The organism is Mesorhizobium sp. WSM4822, from assembly GCF_055811155.1.
The window spans coordinates 408,259-430,619 of record NZ_JBVVQM010000003.1 but is presented as its reverse complement, the minus strand read 5'-3'; the positions used below and the strand labels follow the sequence as shown (position 1 = coordinate 430,619).

At 64.5% G+C, this 22,361-nt stretch carries 18 protein-coding genes; 13 read left to right on the top strand and 5 right to left on the bottom strand.

The window, feature by feature from the left end:
- Positions 1 to 192 precede the first annotated feature (192 nt).
- The 4 genes from AC0L3E_RS10090 to AC0L3E_RS10075 all read right to left on the bottom strand — a co-directional run bounded on the left by AC0L3E_RS10090 (position 193) and on the right by AC0L3E_RS10075 (position 5,821).
- Positions 193 to 912 carry an ROK family protein gene (locus AC0L3E_RS10090; protein ID WP_292565870.1) on the bottom strand — a complete coding sequence of 240 codons (720 nt, stop codon included), beginning with the start codon at positions 910 to 912 and terminating at the stop codon, positions 193 to 195.
- A gap of 12 nt (positions 913 to 924) precedes the next feature.
- Entirely contained in the window at positions 925 to 2,301 is a 1,377-nt protein-coding gene (gene zwf, locus AC0L3E_RS10085; protein ID WP_127318786.1) for a glucose-6-phosphate dehydrogenase, read from the bottom strand.
- A gap of 22 nt (positions 2,302 to 2,323) precedes the next feature.
- Entirely contained in the window at positions 2,324 to 3,337 is a 1,014-nt protein-coding gene (gnd, locus tag AC0L3E_RS10080) for a phosphogluconate dehydrogenase (NAD(+)-dependent, decarboxylating) (RefSeq protein ID WP_127383433.1), read from the bottom strand.
- Between the two features lie 63 nt (positions 3,338 to 3,400).
- Positions 3,401 to 5,821, bottom strand: coding sequence for a glucan 1,4-alpha-glucosidase (locus AC0L3E_RS10075; RefSeq protein ID WP_473604703.1), 2,421 nt, complete (start codon positions 5,819 to 5,821; stop codon positions 3,401 to 3,403).
- A 319-nt stretch (positions 5,822 to 6,140) separates the two neighbouring features.
- Between AC0L3E_RS10075 and AC0L3E_RS10070 the strand changes: the two genes are divergently transcribed.
- The 9 genes from AC0L3E_RS10070 to AC0L3E_RS10030 all read left to right on the top strand — a co-directional run bounded on the left by AC0L3E_RS10070 (position 6,141) and on the right by AC0L3E_RS10030 (position 17,067).
- Positions 6,141 to 7,415, top strand: a complete 1,275-nt coding sequence (locus AC0L3E_RS10070; protein WP_473604702.1) for a GAF domain-containing sensor histidine kinase — start codon at positions 6,141 to 6,143, stop codon at positions 7,413 to 7,415.
- Positions 7,415 to 8,137 (top strand): response regulator transcription factor, encoded by a 723-nt coding sequence (locus AC0L3E_RS10065; RefSeq protein WP_256747829.1) that lies wholly within the window; start codon positions 7,415 to 7,417, stop codon positions 8,135 to 8,137. The genes AC0L3E_RS10070 and AC0L3E_RS10065 overlap by 1 nt, the downstream gene beginning before the upstream one ends.
- Positions 8,138 to 8,308: 171 nt before the next feature.
- Entirely contained in the window at positions 8,309 to 9,220 is a 912-nt protein-coding gene (locus tag AC0L3E_RS10060) for a YihY/virulence factor BrkB family protein (protein WP_473604700.1), read from the top strand.
- Between the two features lie 195 nt (positions 9,221 to 9,415).
- Positions 9,416 to 10,306, top strand: coding sequence for an SMP-30/gluconolactonase/LRE family protein (locus tag AC0L3E_RS10055; RefSeq protein WP_473604699.1), 891 nt, complete (start codon positions 9,416 to 9,418; stop codon positions 10,304 to 10,306).
- Between the two features lie 96 nt (positions 10,307 to 10,402).
- Positions 10,403 to 11,416 (top strand): substrate-binding domain-containing protein, encoded by a 1,014-nt coding sequence (locus AC0L3E_RS10050; RefSeq protein WP_473604697.1) that lies wholly within the window; start codon positions 10,403 to 10,405, stop codon positions 11,414 to 11,416.
- Positions 11,417 to 11,465: 49 nt separating this feature from the next.
- Positions 11,466 to 12,935 carry a sugar ABC transporter ATP-binding protein gene (locus AC0L3E_RS10045; protein WP_473604696.1) on the top strand — a complete coding sequence of 490 codons (1,470 nt, stop codon included), beginning with the start codon at positions 11,466 to 11,468 and terminating at the stop codon, positions 12,933 to 12,935.
- A gap of 1 nt (position 12,936) precedes the next feature.
- The gene (locus AC0L3E_RS10040) at positions 12,937 to 13,917 is read left to right on the top strand and encodes an ABC transporter permease (protein ID WP_164898853.1); all 981 of its coding nucleotides are present in this window, start codon (positions 12,937 to 12,939) and stop codon (positions 13,915 to 13,917) included.
- Positions 13,918 to 13,920: 3 nt separating this feature from the next.
- A complete protein-coding gene (locus AC0L3E_RS10035; RefSeq protein ID WP_127808746.1) occupies positions 13,921 to 14,868 on the top strand; it encodes an ABC transporter permease in 948 nt (315 codons plus the stop codon).
- A gap of 126 nt (positions 14,869 to 14,994) precedes the next feature.
- Positions 14,995 to 17,067 (top strand): 3-hydroxyacyl-CoA dehydrogenase NAD-binding domain-containing protein, encoded by a 2,073-nt coding sequence (locus AC0L3E_RS10030; RefSeq protein WP_128309700.1) that lies wholly within the window; start codon positions 14,995 to 14,997, stop codon positions 17,065 to 17,067.
- Between the two features lie 346 nt (positions 17,068 to 17,413).
- Here AC0L3E_RS10030 and AC0L3E_RS10025 read toward each other — a convergent pair whose 3' ends face one another.
- Complete coding sequence (locus AC0L3E_RS10025) at positions 17,414 to 18,220, bottom strand: response regulator transcription factor (protein WP_128308504.1); 807 nt, start codon at positions 18,218 to 18,220, stop codon at positions 17,414 to 17,416.
- Between the two features lie 114 nt (positions 18,221 to 18,334).
- Between AC0L3E_RS10025 and AC0L3E_RS10020 the strand changes: the two genes are divergently transcribed.
- The 4 genes from AC0L3E_RS10020 to AC0L3E_RS10005 all read left to right on the top strand — a co-directional run bounded on the left by AC0L3E_RS10020 (position 18,335) and on the right by AC0L3E_RS10005 (position 22,355).
- Entirely contained in the window at positions 18,335 to 19,471 is a 1,137-nt protein-coding gene (locus AC0L3E_RS10020) for an ABC transporter ATP-binding protein (protein WP_473604695.1), read from the top strand.
- Positions 19,452 to 20,615 carry an ABC transporter substrate-binding protein gene (locus AC0L3E_RS10015; protein ID WP_127396851.1) on the top strand — a complete coding sequence of 388 codons (1,164 nt, stop codon included), beginning with the start codon at positions 19,452 to 19,454 and terminating at the stop codon, positions 20,613 to 20,615. Before AC0L3E_RS10020 ends, AC0L3E_RS10015 begins: the two co-directional genes overlap by 20 nt.
- A 64-nt stretch (positions 20,616 to 20,679) precedes the next feature.
- A complete protein-coding gene (locus tag AC0L3E_RS10010; RefSeq protein ID WP_127266978.1) occupies positions 20,680 to 21,543 on the top strand; it encodes an ABC transporter permease in 864 nt (287 codons plus the stop codon).
- Positions 21,543 to 22,355, top strand: coding sequence for an ABC transporter permease (locus tag AC0L3E_RS10005; protein ID WP_128308502.1), 813 nt, complete (start codon positions 21,543 to 21,545; stop codon positions 22,353 to 22,355). Before AC0L3E_RS10010 ends, AC0L3E_RS10005 begins: the two co-directional genes overlap by 1 nt.
- Positions 22,356 to 22,361: the final 6 nt, after the last annotated feature.

Genomic DNA, 22,361 nt, shown 5'->3' with positions numbered 1-22,361 from the left:
ATGACCTGAAAATCGGATTCGACTTCCGGAAAGGATCATGCGCGAAATCAAAATGCTATGGCGTCCTTCGTGCGTCCACGGACGAATGGCGTTGGTGTAGCGCGGAATTCCTAGTCGGCAAATCTGCGTATTGCAACGACTTGATGTCAGGTCACACGTTATTTTGAACAACTATATTAAACAATAACAGTATCAGACTATCAGCGCTTTGTCGCGCCACAAACGAAACCCGCCTTCGAAGGCGCGTGTGTTGTCGCCGCGCCTGGAGTCGGCGGGCAATTCATCGAGCTTGTCGACGTTGCCGCCGCCAATCACGACATAGTCCGGCTGCATGGCGGCACGGAGCCGGTCGACAACGTCGAAGACGTATTTGCGCCATTTCTTCTTGCCGCGCTTTTCCAGGCCGCGTTCGCCGACATAATCCTCGAAACTCCTGCCCTTCTTGTAGGGCAGATGCGCGAGTTCCATCGGTTGGGCGACGTTGTCGGCGATCATCGCCGCACCGAGACCGGTGCCGAGCCCGAGGAACAGCATGCGCCCGCCCTCGTAGCTGCCGATGGCCTGCATCAGCGCATCATTGACCACTTTCACCGGTTTGCCGAACGCGCCCGCAAAGTCGAATCCAGCCCAGCCCTTGCCGAGATTGGCGGGGTCGGCGAGCGGCCTGTTGTGATTGACCGGGCCGGGATAGCCCATCGAGACGACGTCGTAGGACAGGCCTTCGGCGAGCTTGTTGACCACGTCGATCATCTGCTGCGGCGTCAGGCCCGGCCCCGAATCGGCGCGGCGCTCCTCGCCGCCGGCGCTGGTGAGGATCTTGACGTGCGAGCCGCCGATGTCGATCGTGAGCACGATTTTTTCAGTGTCCGGCTTCCCGGTGCCCGATGCAGGTTGCTTCACCGCCTTGGCCATCGTGTGGTCCTCTCACTTCACCGGATCGATCCAGCCATTGGGCGGCCCGAACCCGGCCATGACGTCCGCCGGTCCCCATGTGAGCGGCTCGTAGAGATGCGGCGGCGTGGTGTCGCCAAGCACCGGGCCGACGATGCGCCAGGCCAGTTCGCTGGCGTCCTGGCGGGTGAAGAGCTGGCCGTTGCCGTTCATGGCGTCGCCGATCAAACGCTCATAGGGCGGCATGTCGCCCTTTGAATCGTCGAGCGCCGTCAGTTCGACCTGCTCGCCGATCATGTCGTCGCCCGGCGCCTTGCGCTGTGCTCCGATGGCGATCACCACCTGTGGGTCGATACGGAAGCGGACGTAGTTCTGGTCGGCGGGCTTGATCGGATCGAAGACATCGAGCGGCGGCCGCTTCAGCCGCACCACCACTTCGGTGACATGCACCGGCATGTTCTTGCCGGCGCGGATGAAGAACGGCACGTCCTGCCAGCGCCAGGTGTCGACGAAGAAACGCACCGCCGCGAAGGTCTCGACGGGCGAGTTCGGCGCCACGCCCGGTTCGGCGAGATAGCCGGTGAACTGGCCACGCACGACATCGTCTTTTGTCAGCGTCCTGATCGCGCGCAGCACCTGCACCTTCTCATCGATCAGGTCGTCGGCGGAACGGCCGACAGGCGGCTCCATGGCAAGCAGCAAAAGGATGTTGAGCAGATGGTTCTCGATGACGTCCCTGATGCAGCCGACATCGTCATAGAAGCGGCCACGTCCCTCGACGCCGAAATCCTCGGCCATGGTGATCTGCACGCTTTCGACGTAGTTGCGGTTCCAGATCGGCTCGAGCAGCGAATTGGCGAAGCGGAAATAGAGCAGGTTCTGGATCGCTTCCTTGCCCAGATAATGGTCGATGCGGAAGATCGACTGTTCGTCGAACACCAGATGCAGGACCCGGTTCAGCCAGCGCGCCGATTGCAGATCGTGACCGAAGGGCTTTTCCACCATCAGCCGCGCGCCATGCGCCGTGCCTGATTGCTCCAGCCCCTGGACGACGGTCTCGAACATGGTCGGCGGCACCGCCATGTAATGCAGCGGCCGCTGTGCGGTGCCGAGCGCGCTCTTCAGTTTCTCGAACGTCGCTCCGTCACGGTAGTCGCCGCTGACGTAGCGCAGCAGCGAGGCGAATTTGGCGAACGCCTTTTCGTCGATCTTGCCGAGCGCATTGACGATGCCGTCACGCGCGCGCGCCTGCAATTGCTTGAGGTCCCAGGCATCGAAGGCGACGCCGATCACCGGTTCGGTGAGCGTGCCCTTGGCGACCATCTGGTAAAGGGCTGGAAATATCTTCTTGTGGGCGAGATCGCCGGTTGCCCCGAAGAGCACCAGCGTGTCGGACCGTTCCTGGCTCATGCGCGTGTCTCCCCCCGTGTCGTCACTTGCCGGCCTTCGGCTTCTCGACATGGCCGCCAAAGGCATAGCGCATGGCGGAGAGCAGCTTGTCGGCGAATTCGGATTCGCCCTGCGAGGAGAAGCGGTCGAACAGCGCCGAGGACAGCACCGGAGCCGGCACGCCGGTGTCGATCGCCGCCTTCAGCGTCCAGCGGCCTTCGCCGGAATCCGAGACGCGGCCGCCGAAATTCACCAGGCCCGGATCGCTTTTCAAGGCGCCGGCCGTCAAGTCGAGCAGCCAGGAGCCGATAACGCTGCCATGCCGCCAGACCTCGGCCACCTGGGGAAGGTCGATGTCGAACTGGTAATATTGCGGGTTTTCCAGCGGACTGGTCTCGGCGTCCGCTGTCCGTTGCCGCTTGCCGGCATTGGCCGACTTCAGGATGTTCATGCCTTCGGCATAGGCGGCCATGACGCCATACTCGATGCCGTTGTGCACCATCTTGACGAAGTGGCCGGCACCGCTCGGTCCGCAATGCAGATAGCCAAAGGGCGCGGTGCCGGCATCGCTGGGCGGATTGGAGCCGGCATCGGCGCCCGGTGCCAGCGTGGCGAAGATCGAATCGAGGTGCTGCACCGCCACGTCGGGGCCGCCGATCATCAGGCAGTAGCCACGCTCCAGGCCCCAGACGCCGCCACTGGTGCCGACATCGACAAGATGGATCCCGTTGCCGGCCAGTTTCGCGGCCTGGTCAACGGCGTCGTGGTAGTAGGAATTGCCGCCGTCGATAACGATGTCGCCGGGCTCCATCAGGGCCGCCACCTGGTCGATGATCCTGCCGGTGATCGCCGCCGGCAGCATCAGCCACACGCAGCGCGGCTTGGCCAGCTTGCCGACGAATTCTTCCATCGAGGCCGCCCCTGACGCGCCGTCGGTCACCAGGGCGGCGACGCTGGCCGGGTTGATGTCGTAGACGACGCATTCGTGGCCGTCGCGCATCAGGCGCCGGACCATGTTGGCGCCCATCCGGCCTAGTCCCATCATTCCGATCTGCATGGTTTCGTCCCTGTTTTCTAAGAGATTTGCGGGGTTATCGAGGGAAGGTCTACTGGCTGTGATCTACTGGCCATCTTGGTCGCCCGATATGACGGAGAAGTCGACATTCTCCCAATCGCCGGTCCCGGGCCAGAAAAAAGTGAAGAGCAGCGTGCTTCCCTCGGGGAGGCTTGCCGCAGGCAGATCGGCAAGATGGATGCCGAAGGCGTTCTCCACCGTATGGCTGTCGTGGGTGGTCGCCCAGTTGTCGGTGCTCCAGTGGACCGTAGCCGGGTCCAACAATTCGACGCGCAACGTCTTGCCCTCCGGCATGGTGCGGATCTTGTTGTTGAACCGCCAGGTTCTGAACGGCGATACGGTCTTGTCCTCGATATAGCGCTTGACGCCTTGCGGCGGCATGTCGAAGACCGCGCCGTCGCGCAGCGAGCGCAGCAGCTTGATATGCTCCGAATGCGCCCAGACCAGCGGCATGGCGCTGCCCGACGGGCGGCCGTGCAGCAGTTCGCGCTCCGGCAGATCGGCGCCGTCCCAGACCTGCTCCGGCAATAGGCCGCCCGGTCCGGCCGAGCCTTCCAGCGCTGCCAGCAGGCTGGCTGCCTTTTCCCTGCGCCCAGCCGCCAGCTCATAGTGGGCGCGTTCGCCGGCCAGCAGCGGCCAGGGGCGACCCTGGCCGGTGCCATCGAAAGGTGCGCCATCTTCATGCTCGCCGTAGCCATCGCCGCTGTAGCGGTACCAGAGCGGCCCTTGCGGCAGATCGCAGCGCAATTGCGCGTCGATGACCTTGACCGTGTCTGTCATGCGCGGGTCGTCGGCCGCCCGCAGACCGAAGCGGACAAGTGCCAGTGCATCCGGGCTGACGATCTCCTTGGCGGGCCGATCCGTGTCGCCGGGCGGCCGGTTCTTGATCGGGACATAGCCGTCCTTCGGCGAACCGGCCTCGGCGCTGTCGGGTGGTGCTATGCGGACATAGTAGCCTTCGACGCCGACTTGACTGCAGATCGCCGTGCCGGTGACGTAGGTCCAGCGCTCGACCTGGTCGTTCCAGACGTCTGATGTCTCGCGCAGATAGGTCGCGGCGTCTGTCTTGCCGCAGGCGTCGAGCAGGTCTGCCGCGGCAAGCAGTGCGGCGATTTCGACGGCGAGCGTGAACGGGCTGTAGCCGGCATCCTCTTCCCAGCGGTCCTCGCCGGTGACGGGTCCGTTGCGCACGACATAGCCGGCGGCGCGCTCGATCATCGGCAGGAAGGTCATGAGCCTGGCGCGCGGCAAATGGCCGGCGCGGCGCAAAGCGTCGGCCAGCAGCAGCGGAAAGGCGCATTCGTCCATCTGGATGCCGGGCCAATAGGCCGATCCGTCGAGCCAGGCGTTCTGCGGCCAATGGCCGTCCGGCTGCTGGATGGAGCTGAGGTAATCGAGGATTTGCAGGGCCGAGGCAGCATCGCCGGCAGCAAGAAAGCCGCCCGCCGTCTCGACCAGATCGCGCGGCCAGACCAGATGGTAGCCGCCGAGGTCGTCGTCACCCTTGTTGAAGCCCCACGGGATCGACAGGCTGGCGACCGCGGCGCCTGGCGTCGCGATCGACCGGTGCGTCGCCAGTACCGCGGTGCTGGTGCGATAGAAGTTGATCCCGGGCACCGCGTGCCGGTCGTCCAGCGGCAGCAAGCCCTTTTGCCAATTGCGCCAGTTCTGAAGATAGGATTTCGCCGCGGGTTCAAAACCCTGCTTCAGGCTGGCGAAAGCATGTTCCGCGGCCTCCTCAGGCGTCGCGCCAAATCCCAGCGCCAGCAAAGCCTTGGTCCTGGTCGCGGAAAAGCCGATCTCGCCCGTCAGCGCAACATTGCCGTCCTCGGCCCGCCGGTATGCAGCGTCGAGCTCACCGGTGTCGTGGAGTTGCTGCCAACCGTCGGAAAAACCGACATAACCGGCCGAGCCGGTGCGCCAGGGCTGCGAGGAGGCCAGCGCCAGGCAAGAGCCGCGTCCCGAGGCGAACAGCACGGGCTTTCCCTCGTGCTCGCCGACCCAGGCGGTGTTGCCCATGCCGGCATTGACCAGATGCGGCGCCAGAAGCGCGTAGACGCGGTAGCCACCGGGCACCCCTTTCAGCGCCGTGAAGGTGATTTCCTGCAGCAGAGCCGGGCGCGCCGGGTCGGCGAGGATGCGCTTTTCGATCCGCCAGGCGCCGTCGCTCGCCGTGTTGACCAGCCGGTAGGCGGGCACGCCGTCCTCGAACGGTTCGATCGTATGCCCGGCATCGCGTTTCTCTTCCGAGAAATAGCCGCCGGGACCGCTGACGATCAAGCCGAGGTCGCGGGTGCAGGCGCTGTCGACGCGCGGATAGTAGACTTCGTTGAGGATGCCGTGGCTGATCGTGAACCAAATCCGGCCGGCCGGCGAAAGCGACGTTCCGACGCCACTCTTGGCGCTTGATGTCCAGCGCGCCGGGATCCCCGGGGCGCCCGGAGCAACGTTTTGCGTCACTGGCATTCTGTTTCGGTCTCCTGGCCTCCTCCCTAGACCAGGACGCGAACCCTTTACAATCATTGCACCGCAAGTTGAACGGCAGGGCAACGAACTCGGGCTGACGGGTTTCTTCGGAGCCTTCGCCCGCCATTGGCTGACGGAGCATCAAGCGAACAACCCGCCTGTGCGGCGGGTCACTGGCGCAAATCAGCACCATGGACAAAAATGTACCATAGCTGAGGTCACCGAGTCAAGAAAAAATTCCTATAGTCAACGGCGCCGTCGTTGACAGCGGCGGCGGCATGCGTCCACTATTTCGCGGCACGGGAGGATCGTGAAAGCAATGGCGGAAGTGTCCCTGGTCCTGATCGACCGGCTGCTGGCGATATCGCGGGCGCTTGCCGGCCATATCGATCCCGGCACGGCGTTCCGCGCGACCGCCATCGAGATCGGCACGCTCATCCCGCACGACCATATCGATCTGGCTGTGCTGTCTCACGATGGGCGCATGCATGCCTGCTACGAAGCCGGTTTCCACACCAGTTGGAGCGAGCTCGCCCAGCATCCGGTGGAAGGCAGTCCGATTCGCTTCGTGTTGTGGGGCAAGACGCCTTACCTGTTGTCGGACAACGCGCTTGTCGACGACCGTTTTCATTTTGCCGGCGCTTTCGACGAGCCGATTTTCGCGGCCAAGCTGCGCAGCCGCATCATCGTGCCGCTCAGGGCGCGCGGTAGCGTCATCGGCGCGCTCAACATCAGTCGGCACGAAATCGGCTGCTACACGCTTGCCGATGTCGCGGTCGCCCAGCAATGCGCCGATCTGATCGCGCCCTATATCTTCGCGCTGATCCAGACCGAGGAGGCGCGCCGCGCCATGCTGGCCGAGAGCGAGGCGCGCAACCGCGTCGAACTGCTGCGCGTCGGCGCCTCGCAATTGACCGAGGGCATGGAGCGCGAACGCCGCCGCATGGCCATGGACCTGCACGACCAGACGCTTGCCGATCTCGCCCGCATCGCGCGCCAGCTTTCGGCCTTGCGCGGCCAGGGCGTGGCGCGGGCCGCGCAGCTTGCCGACCTCGAGCAGGAGGTCGCCGGCTGCCTGATGGAACTGCGCCACATCGTCGACGCCATGCGGCCGAGCGTGCTCGAACTGTTCGGCCTGCGCGATGCGGTCGAAGCGCATCTCAACCGCAGTGTCAGCAAGGCCAAGCCGCCGATCGCCGTGCGCATCGCCGACACCAGCGACGGCGGCGCCGACAGTTTGCCGGAGCCAGTGCGGACCGCGCTCTACCGGATCGTGCAGGAAGCGATCAACAATGCCGTTCGCCATGCCGCGCCGCACCGCATCGACGTGCTGCTGGCGTCGACCGCGAGCGTGCTGCGGGTGATCGTGACGGATGACGGCCAGGGCTGCGGCACCGTCGACCCGGCTGCGTATGGCGGCATCGGCCATATGCACACGCGGGCAGCCCTTATCGGGGCGCGGCTGCGCATCGGCCAGGCCGGCCGCAAGAACGGCGGCACCCGTGTCGTCGTCGAGATCGACCGCCAGCCGTCGCGAGAATTGGCGGCGGCTGCAGCGGTGCCTGGCGAGTTCGCCGTATCGGAGGCCATGTGATGCTTGTGATGATCGCCGAGAATGACGGGCTGCACCGTAGCTTCGCGCGGCGGACGGTGGAGCAGCTGTGGCCCGGCGACGTCGAGGTGATCGAGGCGAGCGACGGCGAGGACGCCATCAACCTGGCGACTGAGCGCGAGCCACTGCATGTCGTGCTCGATTTGCAGATGCCCAAGGCGACCGGAATCGAAGTTGCCAAGGCGATCTGGAACCGTCGCGCCGGCACGCACATCCTGTTCTGGTCGAATTTCGCCGACGAAGCCTATGTGCGCGGCGTGGCGCGCATCGTGCCGCCCGGCTCGGTCTACGGCTATGTGCTCAAATCGGCGACGGAGGAGGGCATGCGGTCCGCCCTGCGCGGGGTTTTCCGCGAAGGCCACTGCATCATCGACCGCGAAATCCGCGGCATCCAGCACCGCGTGCAGGACAAGTTCGAGGGCATCACCGACGGCGAATATGAGAGCCTGATCGACATCGCGCTCGGCCTGACCGACCGGGCGATCGCGGCGCGGCGCGGCCTGTCGATCCGTGGTGCGCAGAGCCGCATCAAGCATGTCTATGACAAGCTCGGCATCGTGCCGGCGGACGACGGCGCCGGCGATGCTTCCGTGTTCAACTCGCGGACACGGGCGATCTATCTCGCCATGGCGCGTGGCCTGATCAACATCGACGCACTGCGCCGCGAACAGGACCGGCTCGATGCCTGGCTGGCGGAGCACTGAAACAGCGGCGGCCACGCCCCGGAACTTCGGAAGGTCAGGCGCATTGCTAGTGAACGCCAACTCAATGCCTGCGGACCCGAAGTGCGACCCTCAATCACAGATTCATGGCATCTGGTGCGTGAAAGCATAGTCGGCTTCATCAACGACAATGCACTTAGCCATGGTGCTGCGATGGCTTTCTATGCCACCACCTCGCTGGCGCCGATCTTGCTGATCGTGGTTGCGATTGCTGGTCTCGTCTTCGGCCACGATGCCGCACAATTGGCCTTGTCCGCGCAGATATCAGGGCTGATGGGACCGGAAAGCGCCGATCTCCTCAAGATGGCCTTGGAAAATGCATCCGACAGTCTGTACGGCACCTGGGCCGCGATCATAGGGCTGGTCACCTTGCTGGTGGCCGCGTCTGGCGTCTTCGGCGAAATGCAGCAGTCGTTGAACACAATCTGGAAGATCGAACCGCAAGGCAACTCCCTGTCGCGTCTGGTGCGGGCACGGGCCGCCAGTCTGGGGTTGGTGGCCGCACTTGGCTTCCTGTTGCTGGTCTCTCTCATCGCAAGCGCCGCGATTTCGGCACTGGGGGATTTCATCAATGCCTATCTGCCGTTCGGAACGATCCTACTCAGCGGGATCAATGGCGTCGTTTCGTTTGCACTTATCTCCGTGATGTTTGCCGCCATTTACAAAGTTTTACCCGATCGAACCCTGGAATGGCGCGATGTGGCAATTGGCGCTGTCGGGACCGCGGCCCTGTTCACATTGGGGAAATCGCTTATCGGCTGGTATATCGGCACCAGCGCGATTGCGTCTTCGTATGGCGCCGCTGGCGGCCTGCTCGTCATATTGCTCTGGGTTTACTACTCGTCGGAAATTTTCCTCCTCGGTGCCGAGTTCACGCGCGCCTATTCCGTTCGGCACGGCAGCCGGTCCGATCTGAAAACCTTGGTTCACAGCCCTTTACCCGCGCAGCACGACTCGGCTCGAACACAGCAGGAGTCCAACGCTGCAGGCGTGGTCGTGCTCGTGGCGGTGGCGTGCGCGAGCGCGACCTTGACCGCGCTTTTGCGGAGTGGTCGCCGGCCCTGATCTGACGTCGTCGCTATCCCGTGCTCGATAGGCACGGCCGACTGTGCAAACGCACAGTCGGCCGTGCGCTTTGACCCGTATCGGCTCGTCGGTACCGCGCCTACGCTCTGCCCCAACAAGAAGCCTATATCGGGAAGCGCTCATGCCATTTGTCACCATGCGGAGTAGCACGGCTGTTCGCGCCGGGAGCCGATGATGTCGGTGTCGGCGCGTGCGCGCCATTCCGGCTTCGACGACGTCGTCGGCGATGCGACCATTGAGACCCTGGCGAGCGGCTTCGGCTTCCTCGAAGGGCCGGTCTGGCACCCCTACGAGAAATGGCTGGTCTTCTCCGACATTCCGGAAAGCCGGATCTATCGCCGCAGTGCCGAAGGCGAGATCGAGCTGTTCCGCGCGCCGAGTCACAAGGCCAATGGCAACACGCTGGACCGCCAGGGGCGGCTGGTCACCTGCGAGCACGCAACGAGCCGGGTGACCCGCGCCGAACCCAACGGCAGCGCGACGGTGCTTGCCACGCACTATCAGGGCAAGCAGCTCAACAGCCCGAACGACATCGTCGTTGCCACCGGCGGATCGATCTATTTCACCGATCCGGGCTATGGCCGGAGGGAATTCTATGGCGTGCCACGGCCACAGGACCTGCCGTTCCAGGGCGTCTACCGCATCGATGGCGATGGCGCCCGGCTGACATTGCTGGCTGACGATTTCGGGCAGCCGAACGGGCTTTGCTTTTCGCTGGACGAGTCGCGGCTGTTCATCAACGACACCGAACGCGGGCATATCAGGGTGTTCGGCGTCGAAGCCAATGGCGACCTCAATGGCGGCGCGGTGTGGGCAGTGACCGAGGGCGAGGGGCCGGGAGCGCCCGACGGCATGAAGATCGACAGCCGCGGCAATCTCTACTGCACCGGACCCGGCGGCATCCACATTTTCGACGCCTCGGGTGCCATTCTTGGCGTCATCCGGACGCCCGAGGATTGCGCGAATTTCACCTTCGGTGACGACGATCTGCAAAGCCTCTACATCACCGCGTCGACGTCGCTGTACCGGCTCAGGGTGCGCGTGCCGGGATTGAGACTGTTTTGAGCTCGCGACAATCCGTGCTCAAATCAGAGTTGGGAGTGAGGCCGGGGTCAAAGCCGGTGGGAATGCAGCAGTCAACACATCTGGGAGGATAACGACATGAAGAAACTGTTCGTTCTGGGCGCTCTGGCGGCAATGCTCGCCTCGGGCACGGCGCTGGCCGACACCAGTGGCAAGAAGATCGCTTTTTCCAACAATTATGCCGGCAATTCCTGGCGGCAGGCGATGCTCGACAGCTATGGCATCGTCACCAAGAAGGCGGTCGCCGACAAGATCGTCGGCGCGGCCGACATCTTCACCACCGCCGACAAGGAGGTGCCGACGCAGGCTGCACAGGTGCAGAACCTGATCCTGCAGGGCTATGACGCGATCGTCATCAACGCAGCCTCGCCGGATGCGCTCAACGGCGCCATCAAACAGGCCTGCGATGCCGGCATCGTCGTCGTCTCCTTCGACGGCACCGTAACCGAACCTTGCGCCTACCGCGTCGTCGTCGACTTCAAGGACATGGGCAAGCAGGAAATCGAGCAGATGGCCAAATTCCAGCCCAAGGGCGGCAATCTGCTTGAAATCCGCGGCCTTGCCGGGACCTCGATCGACGATGCCATCCATGCCGGCATCCTCGAGGGGGTCGCCGCCCATCCCGAGTTCAAGATCGTCGGTTCGGTGACCGGCGACTGGGACCAGACGACGGCGCAAAAGGCGGTGGCGACCATCCTGCCGTCGCTGCCCAACATCGTCGGCGTGGTCGACCAGGGCGGTGACGGTTACGGCGCGGCCCAGGCCTTCGCCGCCGCCGGCAAGCCGCGCCCGACCATCATCATGGGCAACCGCCAGGACGAGCTGCAGTGGTGGAAGGAGCAGAAGGACAAGGACGGCTACCAGACCTGGTCGGCCTCGATCGCGCCCGGCGTGTCGTCGCTCGCCTTCTGGGTGGCGCAGCAGGTGCTCGACGGCCGCACCGACATTCCGCACGATCTGCTGGTGCCGTATCTGGCCTTCACACAGGACGATTTCGAGGCCGAGCTGCCGAAGATCCCCAAGGGCGGCGTCGCCAGCCACGAATACACGCAGGAAGATGCGATCGCGGCCATCAAAGCCAACATCAAGTGAGCCTTGAACAAGCGTTGCCCTCCGGATCATCGAGCGGATATCGTTGAGCATGCCTGAAGGGAACGCTGACATCATCAGACTGAACGGCGCCGAAAAGCATTTCGGCGCCGTTCGCGCGCTGGGCGGCGTCGATTTTCACGTCGGCCCCGGCGAGTGCGTTGGTCTCGTCGGCCACAATGGCGCCGGCAAATCGACGCTGATGCACATGGTGGCGGGCACGCTGGTGCCCGACAGCGGCAAGATCGGCGTGCATGGCGGCATCGAGGAAAACTACTCGGTGTCGCGCGCGCAGCAACTCGGCATACGCTGTGTCTTCCAGGAACTGTCGCTGTGCCCCAATCTCAGCGTCGCCGAGAACACGCGCATCAACCACGCTTCGCTGCGCGGGCTCAGTTGGCGGCGCAAGGCGGCGGATCTGATCGCCGCCAAGCTCGACGAGATCTTTCCGGGCCACAGCATTTCGGCGTCCGATATTGTCGGCGATCTGTCGATCGGCCGGCGCCAGATGGTGGAAGTGGCGCGCGCCTTCACCGTCACGCAGGATCGGCTCGACCTCGTCATCCTCGACGAGCCGACATCGTCGCTCGATGCGCATACGGCGGGCCAGCTGCTGGCCTTCGTGCGCCGCTTCGTCGCCGGCGGCAAAAGCTGCATCCTGATCTCGCATGTGCTGGGTGAGGTGCTGCGCAACGCCGATCGCATCGTGGTGATGCGCGACGGCAAGGTGGTTGTCGCCGACGCCGCCAGTGCCTTCGACCGCGACCGGCTGGTGACGGCGATGGGCGGAGCGGAGGCGCGCCAGAAGATCGCGGCGCAAATCGCTGCCGCCAAGCCCGCCGCCAGTCCGCTGCGGGTCCGGGCGCGGCCCGCCGCGCAGAAGGACGGCACCGACCTTGTCGCCTGTGCCGGGGAGATCATCGGCCTTGCCGGGCTGGCTGGCCATGGCCAGACCGACCTGCTGCTGGCGATCTTCACGGCTGCATCGCGCGCCCGGGCCGGCATCGAGGTGACGGCGCCGGTGGCGCTGGTCGCCGGCGACCGCCAGTCGGACGGCATTTTTCCGCAATGGTCGATCGCTGAGAACATCGGCATCCGCTCGCTGGCGCGGCTGCGCAGCGGGCTGCTGATCTCGCCGCAGCGCGAGGCCGAACTCGCTGCACTATGGCAGAAGAAGATCGGCATCCGCACGCCCGATATGAACAACAACATCTTCTCGCTGTCGGGCGGCAACCAGCAGAAGGCGCTGTTTGCCCGCGCGCTCGGCTCGGACGCGCAGATCGTGCTGATGGACGACCCGATGCGCGGCGTCGATATCGGCACCAAGCTGGAGGTCTATGACCTCGTGCGCGAAGAGGCTGCCCGAGGCCGCACCTTCCTCTGGTACACCACGGAAACCGAAGAGCTCGACAATTGCGATCACATCTATGTCTTCAAGAACGGCCGCATCGTCGCCAATCTGCGCCGCGACGAGTTGACCGAAGAGAAGATCATCCAGTCCTCCTTCGGCGATGCGGCCTGAGATGACGGCCGCCAGCCTCGACACCGCCGCCAGGACGTCCGCCGAGCGAGGCGCACTGGCCCGTGCCCGTCTGTTGCGCGGGCTGCTGCCGGCGCTGTCGCTGGCGCTGGTGCTGCTCGCCATCGCCTGGCTCAACCCGCGCGCCATCAGCTATTTCGGCTTCAGCCTGATGCTCAACCTGGCGATCCCGATCGCGCTGGCGACCATCGCGCAGATGTTCGTTATCGCCGGAAACGAGCTCGACCTGTCGATCGGTACTTTCGTCGGCTTCGTCGGCTGTGTCACGGCGACCTGGCTGAAGGACGCGCCGCTCATCGGCGTGATGATCCTGCTCGGGTCGATAGGCGTCTATGCGCTGCTCGGCGCGCTGATCCATCTGCGCAATTTGCCTTCGATCGTGGTGACGCTCGGCATGAGTTTCGTCTGGCAGGGGCTTGCCATTCTCGTCTTGCCCAAACCGGGCGGCAAGGCGCCGGAGTGGCTGCTCGGGCTGATGGCGTTCAAGCCGCCCTTCATTCCGTTCCCGATCATCGCCGCGCTGCTGATCGGCCTCATCGTTCATTTCGGCCTGATGCGCACTTCCTATGGCGTGATCCTGCGCGGCTCCGGCGGCAATCCGGCGGCACTCGGCCGCGCCGGCTGGTCGCTGCTCAAGACCAAGATCGTGCTGTTTGCGCTGGCCGGTCTGTTCGGCGTGCTGTCCGGCATGGCGCTGATCGGCATCACCACCTCGGCCGACGCCAATATCGGCAATGGCTACACGCTGCTGGCGATCGCCGGCGTCATCCTCGGCGGCGGCGAATTCGTCGGCGGCCGGGTGTCGCCGATAGGTGCTGTGATCGGCGCGCTGACGCTGGCGCTGGCGGCCTCGCCGCTGCTCACCTTCATGCACATTCCACCCGATTGGCAGGTTGCCGCCAACGGCGCCATCCTCATCATCGTGCTGGCGGCGCGGGTGCTGATCAGCCGCAAGGAGAGGTGAGCGATGACATCGGTGAAATCGCTGCTCGCCAAACCCTGGATCTGGTCGTTCATTGGCGCGCTTCTGGTGTGGCTGGCGACCATCGCCTTCACCGGCGGTTATGGCGCCGGCGGCATGGTCACCGCGGCCCTGTCGCTGGCGGTGTTCACGGTCATTGTCGGCGTCGGCCAGATGTTCGTCATCACTCTGGGACCGGGCAATGTCGACCTGTCGCTGCCGGCCAATATCGGCCTTGCCAGCGCCGTCGCGATGAAAGTGATGGACGGCAACGATTCCATGATCGCGGTCGGGCTGCTGGCGGCGCTTGCCTGCGGGGCGGCGATCGGCGCCGCCAACTACCTGCTGATCTGGGCGCTGCGCATCCCACCGATCATAGCCACTTTGTCGGCCAGCTTCATCATCCAGTCGATCGACATCAGCTACGGCCGCGGCCTGCAGATCAAGCCGCCGCCGGGCTTCGCCGATTTCGCCAACTGGCAAATCCTCGGCATTCCGGTGCTGGCCATCCTCACCGTGCTGTTCACCATCGGTGCGGCGGTCGCCCTGCAGCGCATGATCTATGGCCGCTCGGTGCTGGCGATCGGCCAGAATATCCGCGCCGCTTGGCTCGCCGGCGTCAATGTCGGCCGCATCCGCTTCCTCACCTACACGCTGTCGGGCGCGCTCGGCGGCATCGACGGCGCGCTGCTCGCCGGCTATTTCCGCGGCGCCAATGTCGATATCGGCAATGAATATTTGCTGGCCTCGATCGCCGTCGTCGTCATCGGCGGCACGTCGGTGGCCGGCGGCAAGGCCAATGTGCCTGGCGTGTGGGGCGCGGCGCTGTTCCTGGTGCTGCTTTTGACCATGCTCAACACGTTTGGGGTGAGTGCCGGGGTGCGATTGCTGCTGACGGGGCTGATCATTGTCGGGGTGATCACAGCGGCGGGCGGGCAGAAGGCGCCGCGGTAGGCTCCGCCTTCGTCGTCCCAGGGCTGTAATCATTGTGCCAGGCCGACACCCGGTTCCCTTCGACGTCATGGCGCTGTAAATCCCGTTCGCGCGGCCACGGTCGCTGAAAAGAGCTGGGAGGTGTGCGTGTCCGATTTCGTGAAGATCCACCGTGACGGCGACGTCGCCATCGTCACCATCGACAATCCTCCGGTCAACGCGCTGAGCTTCCATGTTCGCGAACCGCTGATGCAGGCGCTGGTTGAGTTGCGCGACGATGCTTCGGTTGCCGCCATCGTCATTGCATGCGCCGGCCGGACCTTTGTCGCTGGCGCCGACATCACCGAATTCGGCAAGCCGATGCAGCAGCCGGAGCTGCGCGCCATCGTGGCTATGCTGGAGACCATCGCCAAGCCGACGGTGGCCGCCATCCACGGCACCGCGCTCGGCGGCGGGCTGGAGCTGGCGCTCGGCTGCCATTTCCGCGTCGCCGATGCCGGCGCCAAGCTCGGCCTGCCGGAAGTCAGGCTCGGCCTGCTGCCGGGGGGCGGCGGCACGGTGCGGCTGCCGCGCCTGGTCGGCGCGGTGAAGGCGCTCAGGATGATCGTCTCCGGTACGCCGATCGGTGCGACCGAGGCGCATGCCGCCGGTCTCGTCGATGCCGTCTTCGAAGGCGATCTGACGACGCATGCCGTGAACTTCGCCAGGGAAATTGCCCGCAAGGGTGGCCCCTTCACGCCGGTGCGCGATCGCAATGAGGGGCTCAAGGAGACCGACCTCGTGGCTTTAGACGCCGAGGCTGCGGACCTCGCTAGGAAGGCGCGCGGGCTCGAGGCGCCGATCGCCTGTGCGCTGTCGGTGCGCAATGCCGTCACGCTGCCCTTCGATGCGGCGCTGGCGGCGGAACGTGCGTTGTTCGTGAAACTGGTCGGCAGCGACCAGTCGCGGGCGCAGCGGCATTTGTTCTTCGCCGAACGTGAGGCGGCAAAGGTTTCGGGAAAAGACATCGTCAAGCGCAGGATTTCCCGCGTCGGCGTCATCGGCGCCGGCACGATGGGCGGCGGCATCGCCATGGCCTTCGCCAATGGCGGCTATCCCGTGACTTTGCTGGAAACCAGCCATGAGGCATTGCAGCGCGGCTTGGCGACGATCGACAGAAACTACTCGGTGTCCGTCACGCGTGGTTCGCTAAGCGAAGTCGCCAAGCGCGAGCGGCTCGCCCAGTTCAAGGGCTCCACCGACTATGCCGATCTCGCCGATTGCGACCTGATCGTAGAGGCGGTGTTCGAGGACATGGCGGTCAAGAAGGAGGTGTTCGGCAAGCTCGAAGCGGTGGCCAAACCGGGCGCGATCCTCGCCACCAACACCTCCTATCTCAACATCAACGAAATCGCCGCCTCGACCTCGCGGCCGCAGGACGTGCTCGGCCTGCATTTCTTCTCGCCGGCCAATGTCATGAAGCTCCTGGAGATCGTGCGCGCCGACAAGACCGCGCCCGATGCGCTGGCGACCGTCGTCGACCTGGCGCGGCGGATCGGCAAGGTGGCCGTTGTCGTCGGCGTCTGCCACGGCTTCGTCGGCAACCGCATGCTGGCCGCGCGTGGCTCGGAATCGGAAGCGCTTCTTCTGGAAGGCGCGACGCCCAGCCGGATCGACCAGGTATTCACCGATTTCGGCTGGCCGATGGGGCCTTTCCAGATGGGCGATCTCGCCGGTCTCGACATCGGCTGGCGCAACCGCAAGGCGCGTGGCTTGTCGGCCGTGATCGCCGACACGCTGTGCGAGCAAGGACGTTTCGGCCAGAAGACCGGCCGGGGATTTTACCTTTACGAGGCTGGCGCGCGTACACCAGTGCCGGATCCCGAGGTTGAAGCGCTGATCCGCGACAAGGCCGCGGAGAAGGGCATCGTGCCGCGCGCGATCAGTGCGGAGGAAATCATCGAGCGCACGCTTTACCCCCTGGTCAACGAGGGCGCCAAGATCCTGGAGGAAGGCATAGCGGCCCGTGCGTCCGACATCGATGTCGTCTGGGTCAATGGCTACGGCTTTCCCATCGGCAAGGGCGGGCCGATGTTCTGGGCTGGCCTCGAAGGCCCGGCCAGGATCATCGAGCGGCTCGAGTACTGGCATCAACGGACAGGCAAGGACGTGTTCAAGCCGGCGCCGCTGCTGAAGCGGATGGTCGAGACCGGGTCGTGGAACGGCGACGCGATAGCCTGATCAATCGTCATGGGCAATGCACCCAATTGTCGAGGTCTGCGCTGCCCCTCATCGCCCTGCCGGGCGTTCGTTGTTCGAAAAGCCAAGCAGTTGGCTTTTCGTCCGGTGCGCGGACCACGCCTCGACTCCCCGTATAGTGACGGGGAGAAGGGGCTCGCGGTAACCTCGTCGCCTGTCTTGCAACGTTGGAGATTGGCGAAACCGGGAATTACTGCGCCCCTCTCCCCGTCCCTATACGGGGAGAGGATGCCGGCAGGCAGGTGAGGGGCAGCGCCGGCGTTCGCAAAAAAGTGACGCGGATTCGAAATCCGAAGCGATTGCCCAGGTAAACGGCGGGGCGAAGTAGCTACCTTATCCGCGCGTCGATGATCTCGACGAAACGTGCGAACAGGCCGGCCTGCGACTTGATCTTGAGCTTGCGGTAGATGTTGCGGCGATGGACCTTCACGGTTCCCGGCACGATGCGCATGGCCCTGGCGATCGATTCCGTCGAATGCCCCTGCAGCACAAGGTCGACGACATGTTTTTCGCGCGGCGTCAGCGACAGGCTCTGCCAGATGTGGGCGCGGTCGAACTCGTTGACCGGAGTGGTTGTCTCGTCCTGCTGCGCCTCTGCCGGTTCGTCGGCCGGAAGGGCGGGCCAGCGCAGCCTGGCGAAGCTGATCACCGCCGGCGCCATGTCGCGCAGCAATCTGGCATCGGCGGTGCCGAACGGGCCTGAAGCGCGCAGCCGCATCAGTGAGAGCACCAGCGCATCCTTGCCCGGCAACGGCACGAAGAAGCCGACCTCCTCGGCCAGCCTGGTCTGGCTGTAGTAGGAGCGGAAATACTCGCTGGCATAGAAGCGGTCCGGCGCCAGTTCGCGCATGCGCCAGAACCCTTCCTTGCGCTCGACCGCCGCGTGATGGAACGGGTCGAGCAGATAGGGTCCCTCCTGGTAGAGCGCGACGAAGACGTGGCTTTCGGCCGGCGAGAAGGTCTCGAACAGCAGCGGCGGGCGCGCGGCGCCGCGATAGCCGAACACCACGCAGTGGTCGAAGCCGACATGGAGCCGCAGCCAATCGACCAGCGCATTGCCGAACAGGTCGCCGCTGGTCTCCCGCGTCGCCGCGACGAGCGTGGCGAGCTGGCTGTATTCGTCGCTGCGGGACAATCCATACCCCCTTAAACGAGAAAATAGATCAGATATACCACCTCAGAGGTATATACTAGCCGCCATTGGCTCTGCTAGCGTCCCGATATTGCCCTGTTGCTGGAGCCATCAGCCTTGACCGCAGTGCCCGACATCGAGTTTCGCGGCGTCACCAAGCGCTATGGCGCGGTGACCGCGGTAAGCGGCATCGATCTCGCTGTCCCGCCCTCCGCCTTTGTCGCGTTGCTCGGGCCGTCCGGCTGCGGCAAGACCACCTGCCTGCGCATGATCGGCCGCTTCGAACAGCCGAGCGAAGGCCGGGTGTTCATTCGCGGCCAGGATATGGCCGGGACGCCGCCCTACCGGCGGCCGGTCAACATGGTGTTCCAGCAATACGCGCTGTTTCCGCATCTCGATGTCGAGGACAATGTCGCCTACGGGCTGCGCCAGGCGCGGCCAAGGCTGTCTTCGCGCGAGATCGCCTCAAGAGCGGGCGAGGCGCTCGAAATGGTGCGGCTCGCCGGCTATGGCCGCCGCAAGATCCACGAACTGTCGGGCGGCCAGCAGCAGCGTGTGGCGCTGGCACGAGCCCTGGTCAACAAGCCGGCGGTGCTCTTGCTCGACGAGCCGCTGGCTGCGCTCGACAAGAAGCTGCGCACCGACATGCAGATCGAGCTGCAGAACCTGCAGCGCGAGATCGGCATCACCTTCGTGCTGGTCACGCACGACCAGGAGGAAGCGCTGTCGATGAGCGATTTCGTCTGCGTCATGAACGGCGGCCGCATCGTCCAGCTCGGGCAGCCGAGCGAGATCTATGACGAACCGGCCGATTTGTTCGTCGCCGATTTCGTCGGCAAGACCAACCTCTTGAGCGGTACCGTCGCCGGACATTCGGGCGAGCTGGTGGAGGTGGCGCTTGCCGACGGCACCGTCATTGCAGCGCGCAAACGAACCGCCCTGCAGCAAGGCGAGGCCGTTTCGGTCAGCCTGCGTCCTGAATCGCTCAGCCTTGGCGCCCAGACGGGCGGCCCCTTCAAAGGCGTCGTCCGCAACCGGATCTTCCTCGGCTCGACGGCGGAATACGCGATCGAGGTCCAGGGCATCGGAACGCTGCTGGCCAAGGCCGATCACCTGATCGGCCACGGCAATCTCTTCAAGCCGGGTGAACCCGTCGCCATCGGCTTTGCCTCCGGAACGCCGCTGGCGTTTGCGGAGACCAAGAACAACGGGGCCAACCAGAGGGTAGATAAACATGTCGAAATCATATCGTGACGGACTGCCGATAAGCCCCAAGAATTTTGTCGATCAGCTGATGCGTTTGAAGCGCGGCTCGATCGGCCGCCGCGACTTTCTCGGCCTCACCGGCCTTGGCATTGCCACGGCGGTGATGGCGCGCGAGATCGGCATCATGCCGACACCGGCCTTTGCCGCCGAAAGCCTTGGCGACCGCATGTCGATCGCCACCTGGCCGAACTACCATGACCCGGCGACGTTCGAGAATTTCAAGAAGGACACCGGCGTCGCCGTCGAGGTCAACGTGTTCGGCTCCAACGAGGAGATGCTGGCCAAGCTGCAGGCCGGCGCCTCGGGCTGGAGCCTGTTCGTGCCGACCAACTACACGATCTCGACTTACAAGAAACTCGGCATCATCGAGCCGCTGGAGATGGCGAAGCTGCCGAATTTCGACGGCTCGCAGCAAGATCCCCGCTTCACCGGGGAAGGCACGATCGATGCGGTGACCTATGCGGTGCCGAAGAACTGGGGCACCACCGGCTTTGCCGTCAACACGAAGAAGCTGACCAAGCCGATGACCACCTGGAAGGAGTTCTGGGATACCGCCATGGCCGAAGGCGACAGCCGCACCATGGTGCACGACTACCAGCTGACCACGATCGGCAATGCGCTGAAATATTACGGCTATTCGTTCAACTCGTTGAAGCAAGACGAGCTCGCCAAGGCGGAGGAACTGCTGCTCAAGGTCAAGCCGCATCTGTTCGCGGTCTCCTCCGACTACCAGCCGGGCATGCGCGCCGGCGACGCCTGGATGACGATGTGCTGGACGAACGATGGCGCGCAGTTGCATCGCGACATTCCCGAGATCGCCTATGTGCTGGGCAAGGAAGGCGGCGAGATCTGGACCGATTTCTACGCCATTCCGAAAGATGCGCCGAACAAGCCGGCCGGCTACGCCCTGCTCAACTACCTGATGAACCCGCAGGTGGCGGTGAAGGAGCATCTGGCCAATGGTGCGCCGTCGACCGATGCGCGGGTCAACAAGCTGCTGCCCAAGGAAGTGCTCGACAATCCGATCCTCTATCCGGCGGCCGACCTGTTGACGCCGCTGGAATTCGGCGCGGCGGCAACGCTGACAGATCCCGGCCGCGCAGAGCTGATGGCGCGCTTCAAGTCGGCCTGAGGGGCGGTCTGGCGCGGACAATTGACCGGCGGGCATATGTCCGCCGGTATCGGGGCGGTTTTCAATGCGCGGCAATAGATTTCGTCACAACCTCACGACCGCCATGCTGCTCGGTCCGGCGACCGCGTGGCTGGTGGTGTTTCTGGTGCTGCCATTCATTGCCATCGCGGTGTTCAGCGTCGGCGAACGGGCGCCGGAAGGCGGCTATCAAGCGGCTTTCACCTTCGCGCAATATGCCAATCTTCCGGCGCGGGCGGCTGCCTTCTGGAACACGATGGTGCTGGCGCCGATAGGGGCGCTCGCCTGTCTGCTCGTCGCTTATCCCGTTGCTTATTATCTTGCTCTGCGCGCACCGCAGCGCTGGCGGCTGATCCTGCTGGCGCTAGTCGTCATTCCGTTCTGGACCAGCCTTTTGATGCGGACCTATGCCTGGATGTATATCCTGGGCGGGCGCGGCATCCCGGCTCTGCTGTCCTATATCGGTTTCGAGGATATCAGGCTGATCAACACGCCGGGCGCGGTGCTGCTCGGCATCGTCTATGGCTACCTGCCGCTGATGATCCTGCCGATCTATGTCAGCCTTGAGCGGCTCGACCGCCGGCTGCTGGAAGCCTCCGCCGATCTCGGCGCGACGCCGCTCTCGACCTTCCTCGGCGTGACCCTGAAACTGTCGCTGCCGGGCGTGATGACCGGCTTCTCGCTGGTCATGATCCTGCTGCTGGGCGAATATCTGATCCCGACGCTGCTTGGCGGCGGCAAGGTGTTCTTTATCGGCAATGCGCTGGTCGACCTGTTCCTGCAATCGCGCAACTGGCCGTTCGGTTCGGCCATCGCGATCACGCTGGTGCTGGTTTCGGTGGTGGTGCTGATTGCCGCCAATCGCATTTCGACCCGGGTTTCGGGCGCCCGCCGGGTGGATTTGATCTGATGCGCGCCTTCGTCATTGTGGTGTTCGCCTTCCTCTATCTGCCGATCGCACTGGTCGTGCTGTTCTCCTTCAACGCCGGCCACCATGCCAGCGAGTTCACCGGCTTTTCGGTGCAATGGTACGGCAAGGCGCTGGCGAACCCGTTCCTGGTCGAAGCGCTGAAGAACAGCCTGTTCATCGCCACCACCAGCGCCTTGCTGGCGGCGTTGTGCGGCACTGCGGCGGCACTCGGCCTGGCGCGCGTCGGCATCAGAACACGCGCGGTCTTCGATGCGCTTCTGGGCGCCGCGATCGTCGTTCCGGGCGTCGTCATCGGCATTTCGACACTGGTCGCGCTCGTCCAGCTGTTCACGGTCGTCAATCCGTTCCTCGCCTCGATCTGGCCCGACGACCAGCCGCCGCGCCTGGCGCTCGGCTACGGCTCGATCATCGCGGCGCACGGCCTGTTCTCCATGGCGCTGGTGACGATGATCGTCGGCACGCGTCTCGGCAGCCTCGACCGCAATCTGGTCGAGGCGTCGAGCGATCTCTACGCCACGCCATTGACGACGTTCCGCTCGATCGTGCTGCCGCAGATCATGCCGGCCGTCGTTGCCGGTTTCCTGCTCGCCTTCACCTTCTCCTTCGACGATTTCATTGTGGCCTTCTTCGTCGCCGGGGCGCAGACGACGCTGCCGATCTATGTCTTCGCGTCGATCCGGCGCGGCGTGACGCCGGAGATCAACGCCATCGCGACGATCGTGCTCGTCGCTTCCGTGCTGCTTGTGGTGCTTGCCCAATGGCAATTGCGCCGGCGCAAGCCGTCGAACTGAAAGTCG